Annotated in this window: 5 protein-coding genes; 3 read left to right on the top strand and 2 right to left on the bottom strand. The window is 38.5% G+C overall.

Translation table 11 applies throughout. The features are described 5' to 3' along the window. The 3 genes from K6G87_RS01300 to K6G87_RS01290 all read left to right on the top strand — a co-directional run. On the top strand, positions 1-1209 hold a 1209-nt coding region (locus K6G87_RS01300), incomplete at its 5' end, for a beta-galactosidase (protein WP_296832805.1). 15 nt (positions 1210-1224) lie between these two features. Then, positions 1225-2280, top strand: a complete 1056-nt coding sequence (locus K6G87_RS01295; protein ID WP_296832803.1) for a LacI family DNA-binding transcriptional regulator — start codon at positions 1225-1227, stop codon at positions 2278-2280. 25 nt (positions 2281-2305) lie between these two features. Then, positions 2306-4933 carry a glycoside hydrolase family 2 TIM barrel-domain containing protein gene (locus K6G87_RS01290; protein ID WP_296832800.1) on the top strand — a complete coding sequence of 876 codons (2628 nt, stop codon included), beginning with the start codon at positions 2306-2308 and terminating at the stop codon, positions 4931-4933. A 79-nt stretch (positions 4934-5012) separates the two neighbouring features. Here the strand turns inward: K6G87_RS01290 and K6G87_RS01285 are convergent, their stop codons facing one another. Together K6G87_RS01285 and K6G87_RS01280 are read right to left on the bottom strand one after the other, a co-directional pair. Next, a complete protein-coding gene (locus tag K6G87_RS01285) occupies positions 5013-6377 on the bottom strand; it encodes a CapA family protein (RefSeq protein WP_296832797.1) in 1365 nt (454 codons plus the stop codon). 258 nt (positions 6378-6635) lie between these two features. Continuing rightward, the coding region (locus K6G87_RS01280) for a hypothetical protein (protein ID WP_296832794.1) at positions 6636-6815 on the bottom strand (180 nt) is incomplete at its 5' end.

Below are 6815 nucleotides of genomic sequence, written 5' to 3'. Positions count from 1 at the left end.
CTGCAGACAGGTAACTTTGGTTCACATGCCAAAGAGCGTTTTGAGTTTATGCAAAAATATGTAGACGGACCTCTTTCCTGTATGGAATTCTGGCTTGGCTGGTTCGATGACTGGGGATCAGGCTTTCATCATACAACAAGTGTAGAGCAGAATGTCAAAGACTTTGCATATATGCTTGATAATGGCAACGTTAATATCTACATGTTCCAGGGCGGAACAAACTTTGGATTTATGAACGGAGCCAATTATTATGACAAGCTCACACCTGATGTTACAAGCTATGACTATGATGCAGTACTTACAGAAGATGGACAGATAACAGATAAATATATAGCTTTTAAAAAGGAAATATCCAAAAGGTATGGTCTTCCTGATGTCAAGATGCCGGAAGCTGTTAAGAGAAAAGCTTATGGCAGCATAGAGTTAGACGGATATGTATCACTTTGGGACAGCCTTTCAGCTATCTCCAGGAAGCACGAAAGCGTATATCCTGTATCAATGGAGAAGCTTGATCAAAGCTACGGATATATTCTTTACCATACAAATCTCAAAGAGATTCCCGGTATTGGTGAAGTAAGGCTTGTTGATGCCAATGACAGGGCACTTGTATATGTTGATCATAAAAATATAGCAACTATGTATGACAGAGAACTTCTTGAAGCAAAGAAGATCGATCCGCCAGTTGAATCACTTGGTAAGGACATGGACATACTTGTTGAAAATATGGGAAGAGTTAACTTTGGTCCTTATATGCTCAAGCAGCGTAAGGGAATTGATGGAACTATTCTCATAAATACACATCAGCACTTTGGTTATGACATATATACACTTCCTCTTGATAATATTGAAAAGTTAAAATTTAAAGATATAGATACGGATTCATCTCATAAAAATGCTAGTAAAGATGCCGGTTCAAACAGTATTACAGATCACGGTCCATCTTTTTACAGATATACGTTTGAAGCAGATGATTGTGCTGATACATTCATTAACATGGACGGCTTTGGAAAGGGATGTGTATTTATAAACGGATTTAATCTTGGAAGATTCTGGGAGGTAGGACCACAAAAAGCCTTGTATCTTCCCGGACCTTTGATTAAGAAAGGTAAGAATGAAATAGTAGTATTCGAAACAGAAGGTAAAGCACAAGGTGTGATAGAACTTATGGATCATCCTTCACTTGGACCTTGTGAGCAGGTTAATCCTTAAGAGAGAAGGATAAAGATGGAGCAGGCAGACAAGAAGATAACTATATATGAGATTGCCAAGGAAGCTGGCGTTTCACCGGCTACTGTCTCCAGAGTTCTTACAGGCAATGCCAAGGTTAAGCAGGAGAAAAAAGAAAAGGTACTTGAGCTTATAAAAAAGTACCATTTCAAGCCGAGCGCTGTTGCCAGAGGCTTATCTGACACTAAAAGCCGAATCATAGGAATAATCGCCGCAGATATCAGGAACACGTATTATGCGGACATGTACGTGGCATGTGAAAATGCTGCCAACAAAAGAGGTTATTCTGTAATGCTCATGAACTCTTTTGGCAGGATCGATATGGAGATAAGACAGCTTGGAAAGCTCGTGCAATGGAGAGCAGATGCAATAATCCAGATGGGCGGTGCTGTCGATGATCTTAATACAGACCCTTCCTATGCAAAGGAGGTCAACCGCCTTTTAAGTAAAGTTCCGATTGTAGTCACAGGTAAGCTTGATAATACAAGTTGTTATCAGGTACAGATTGATGCTGTTGCTGCCATGGATATGCTTGTGCAGCATCTTGTATCAAATGGTAATAAGAAGATCGCGCTTGTTGGCGGAAGGCTTGATGTTGAATCAACCTATGTTAAATATAATGAGTTCTTGAAGCTGACAGGTGAGCTGGGACTTGAAAACAGTCCCTTATATACAGATAATTTTGGCGGATACGGAATAGAAGAAGGTGCTGTATCAATGAACGAACTTTTTGACAGGTTCTCGCTTGCAGGTAAGCCTCTTCCAGAAGCTGTAATATGCATCAACGACAGCACAGCAGCCGGAGTTATCAGAAGTATAAGAAAGCACGGTCTAAGAATTCCTGAAGATATTGCAGTTGTCAGCTATGATAATACTGATCTGTGCGAGGTTGCAGAACCGGGGCTTACATCAGTTGCCTATGATTATGAAAAATATGGTCAGGCACTTGTCAATACAGCTATAGATGTTGCTGACGGTCATGAAGCTGACAGGCATATTCTTATAAAGCCATCAGGTCTTATGGTCAGAAAATCCAGCAATTATAAACGATAATAATTAAGGTGCTTAGGGGGGAAATATGAATACCATAAAAGCCACACTTACTGATAAATGGAAATTTTTCTATGGTGATGTTGAGGAGGCTTGGTTTAAGGGCTTTGACGACAGTATGTGGGAAGATGTAATGATCCCACATGACTGGTCTGTTGAGGCCCCTTTTTCTAAGGACTATTCAAGTGGAACAGGTTATCTTCGCGGAGGCACAGGCTGGTACAGGTGCCATTTCAAGCTGCCGGAAGAATATAAAGGTAAGAATATAAGGATAACCTTTGATAGTGTTTATAAAAATAGTAGCGTATGGTTCAATTCCTATTTTATGGGGAAACGTCCTTCCGGCTATGCATCTTATTCAATAGATATAAGCAATTATGCCAGATTTGGTGATGAAGACAATGTCATAAGCGTAAGAGTGCGTCACGAAGACATAGCGGATTCCAGATGGTTTACAGGCAGCGGGATTGTCAAAAAGGTTACTTTAACTGTATATGAAAACGTTGCTCCTTTGGAATACGGAGTATGGCTTGATACCAAAGCTTTACTTGAAGATGCAGGCAGAATATCTGCAAGGATCAGTATAAATAATAAGATCTCCAATAAGACAGATGAGGATAAAAAGGTAAGAGTAAGATGCGTCCTTGAGTATGTAGGAGCTTTGTCCAATGTGGATGCGAAGTCATCTATTATATCAAAGTCTTTGATGGAAAAAGGTGATGATGACTTAAGCTTTGAACAAGCCTCCATGGAACTTTTTGCAGAATCTGAAATTAAGGCTAAAGACACCGTGGATGTAGTAATTGATGGAATAGTTGATAAGCCCCATCTGTGGTCTGCTGATATACCAAATTTATATAAATTATCAACTTACTATAGTATAGAAGGCGGAGATTCTTATCTTGTAGATGAACAAAAAACAGGAATAAGAGTTATATCTTTTGACCCGGATAAAGGATTTTCATGTAATAAAATATCCGAAAAGCTTCGCGGAGTCTGCGTTCATGATGATGGAGGCGTACTTGGAAGCGCCATGAAACAGGAAGTATGGCAAAGGCGCCTTGAGGTACTTAAAAAGGCAGGTTGCAATGCAATAAGATGTTCTCATAATCCTCATATGCCTGAACTATATGAGCTTTGTGATGCCCTTGGATTCTATGTTATGGACGAAGCTTTTGATGAATGGGAGAATACCAAGAATAAGTGGTCACATGGCCACAACGTATATCCTCCCCGTCATCAGGGATATTTTGAGGATTTCCCGCAGTGGCATGAGAAGGATCTTGTGAACATGATAGACAGGGACAGAAGACATCCGAGTGTTATCATGTGGAGCATAGGTAACGAAATAGACTATCCTAACGATCCATATGCTAATCCTATATTCCAGGAATTTACAGGTAATAATGACAATGGTAAGCCAAGGCAGGAGATGATCTATAATCCGGACAAGCCTGATATGGTAAGACTCACTGAGCTTTCCAAAGAATTGTCAGACATAGTAAGACAAAATGATACTACAAGACCTGCAACAGTGGCAGCAGCGTTTCCTGAGCTTTCTGCAAAGCTTGGATTTATAGATAGCCTTGATGTTGTAGGCTATAACTACAAAGAGCACTTGTATGAGGAGTCTCATAAAAAGTATCCATCAAAGACTTTTCTTGGAAGTGAAAACGGACATGGTATTAAGCAGTGGGAAGCTGTAGTACTTAATGACTATATCTGCGGCCAGTTCTTATGGACTGGAATTGATTATCTTGGAGAAGCTCATGGATGGCCAATCCATGGATCGCATGCAGGAATTATAAATACTGCAGGACTTCCTAAGGCAGAATATTATAAGAGAAAAAGCTTATGGACTACAGAGCCTTTTATAAAAATGTTTACAGAAAGACCTGATGAGGAAAAAGCTGAGTGGCTATACAGAACCCGTTCGTGGAACTATGAAGACGGCGAAAAAGTAATAGTAAAGTGCTATGCACCCTATTTTACAGATCCTGAAGATGACTATATTAAAGATGTAAAATTATATGTAAATAATAAACTTATAAAGAAAGAGAGTAAGAGAGCAGAGGATGGTTCTTTCAGGTTTGAAGTTACATATGAAAAGGGAAGCATTGAAGCAAGACTTGAACTAAAAGACGGATTTGACCTTGCAGATATATGCAGCGCAGATAGTAAGGCTGAAGTTCTTAATGCTAAGGTTTCAAATGCTAAAGATTCTAAGGCAAGTGGTTCTAAAACTAATGATGCTACGGCAAGTGATAATGACGATATGATATCAGATACCCTGTATACATCAAAACCCGCAGATCATCTGGAAATATCTGTATATGATAGTGCTGATGCAATAACAAAAGAGAGCTTTGAAAAGGCTTCAGCTAATATGGGCTATGTATATCAGGTTATTGTATCCCTTAAAGACATCGATAATAAAGACGTAATTTTTAAAGATGAAGAGATAAGTGTAAAATCTTCTGACAATGCACAGATTTTAGGACTTGATGGCGGAGATCTTGCTGATAATACGGATATGCGCTCATGTACTAGGATGACTTACAGAGGAAGAAGCGTAATATATGTAAGAAGGAATTCAGGCGGCAAGATAGGACTGGATATAAGCTTTGCAGGAGATATAACACATATTGAATTATGATTTTTAAAGGATAAGTAATAGATTTTTAGGACATAAAGCGGGAATCTTCGGTAATTCAATTACCGAGTAGTTCACTAATTCATTCGATGTCAGGCAGCTTCATTTCACAGGATTCACCCCATACTTCTTCGACAAGGGCATGGCAATTGTCAAGGGTAAAGGATGAATCCTGTTTTGTTATTTTGTTTGCAAGTGCAAGTTCATTAGTGTACAGCTCGAGCGGATAGACTGATACGCCACTTGTTACTGGTTCTAAGTGACATACAGTTGGAATGACATCGTAGCTTTCTATGTATACTTTTCCATCTAAATCTTTTCTTATAGTAACATTTGCAATACCACCAACAACTCTGTTAAGAACACCCTTGCCGTTACTTGAAGTCCAGCTTACAAAATTGCCGATAGAATAGTAGCAAAGCATATCATGTCCGTCTTCATGATAATATTCTATGTCTTCGATAACATGTGGATGAGTTCCTATTACAAGATCAGCGCCGTGTTCCATGAAGAGTTTACTCCAGTATTCCTGAGTAGAAGTATGCTCAAGTACATATTCTGTACCCCAGTGAGGACATACTATGGTAAAATCCGCTATCTCTTCGGCAAGATCAAGGTCATTCGTTACAGATTTTTCATCCAGTATATCTACGCAGTAAGGCATGCTTTTGGGTATCGGAATTCCATTTGTTCCATAGGTATAGTTGAGGATTGCTATATTTATATTATTGACGTTTATTACTGTGATACCTTTAGAGTCTTCTTCATTATCATAGATTCCAAGCGTGACAATCTCAGGATGGGCAGTATTCCAGTAATTTAAGGTATTGATGATGCCGCGCTTTCCTTTGTCAAGAGCGTGATTGGTTGCATGACATATAACATCAAATCCTGAAGCTGTAAGAGCATCAGCTATCTGATAAGGAGCATTAAAACAAGGATAGCCTGATATTCCAAGCTCTTCTCCGCCTATTATGACCTCCTGATTTACAAGGGCAAGATCTGCGCTACTTATAATGTCAGATGTATTTGCAAAAAGAGATGAAAAGTCATAGCTTCCATCTTCCTGCAGGCAGGTTTCTTCTATAGGCATGTGAAGAAGAATATCGCCTACCATCATTATATTTGCGGTATTATACAGTCTATTTTCAATATTGGAAAAATCTGTACTATTTGTCAGAGAATTTATAGAAGAAGTAAAATGTATGTTTCTTTCTTTTTTGGCATTATTGGTCGTAGAAGACTTGTCTGTTCCATAATAAGAAGGTTTTGATGATAAAGGTGTACTATCATCTTTTAGCATGGAAGCTGCAGAAGAATTATATTTATCATAAACAGTATCAGGATCTATGAGTTCGCTGTTATAAGCGCAGGACATGCAAAGAAAAGCCATTGAAGTGATCATAAGAATTGAAGAAAATCTTGCAACTACCTTTTTGATCATCATACTTCCTCCACAAAAAATATCCTCAGCCGAAGTTATCTTTATGTCAGAAAATGCACTTATACAATTTGACGATAACAAATAGTCTATAATAAGTCAATTGAAAATGCATGGTTTCTTGAACATAAATAACAGAAACGCGCATTTACTGCGTGTTTCGTGATTCAGTGAATCGGTTGGTAATAGAGCCTTCACCGAAGGTGAACTCAAATGGCTCTATTACTAAATTCTTGAACTTTATGTTCAAGAATTTATACCTATTCATCCATGGAAAACCCACATTTTGCGAATCGGAATGCTGCGACGAATCACCTTGTTTAGATCAATATCAGATTCCTCACCATTTATACGTGAAAAAACATTACCTATGAGCGAACCTGTGATTTTTCTTGTAGATCCATTGTCATAAAAAATCACAAGATTAAATGAACCAACATCTGT

Source organism: Butyrivibrio sp. (assembly GCF_024699075.1).
The sequence above is the reverse complement of the archived record's forward strand: the minus strand, read 5'-3'. Positions and strand labels throughout refer to the sequence as shown.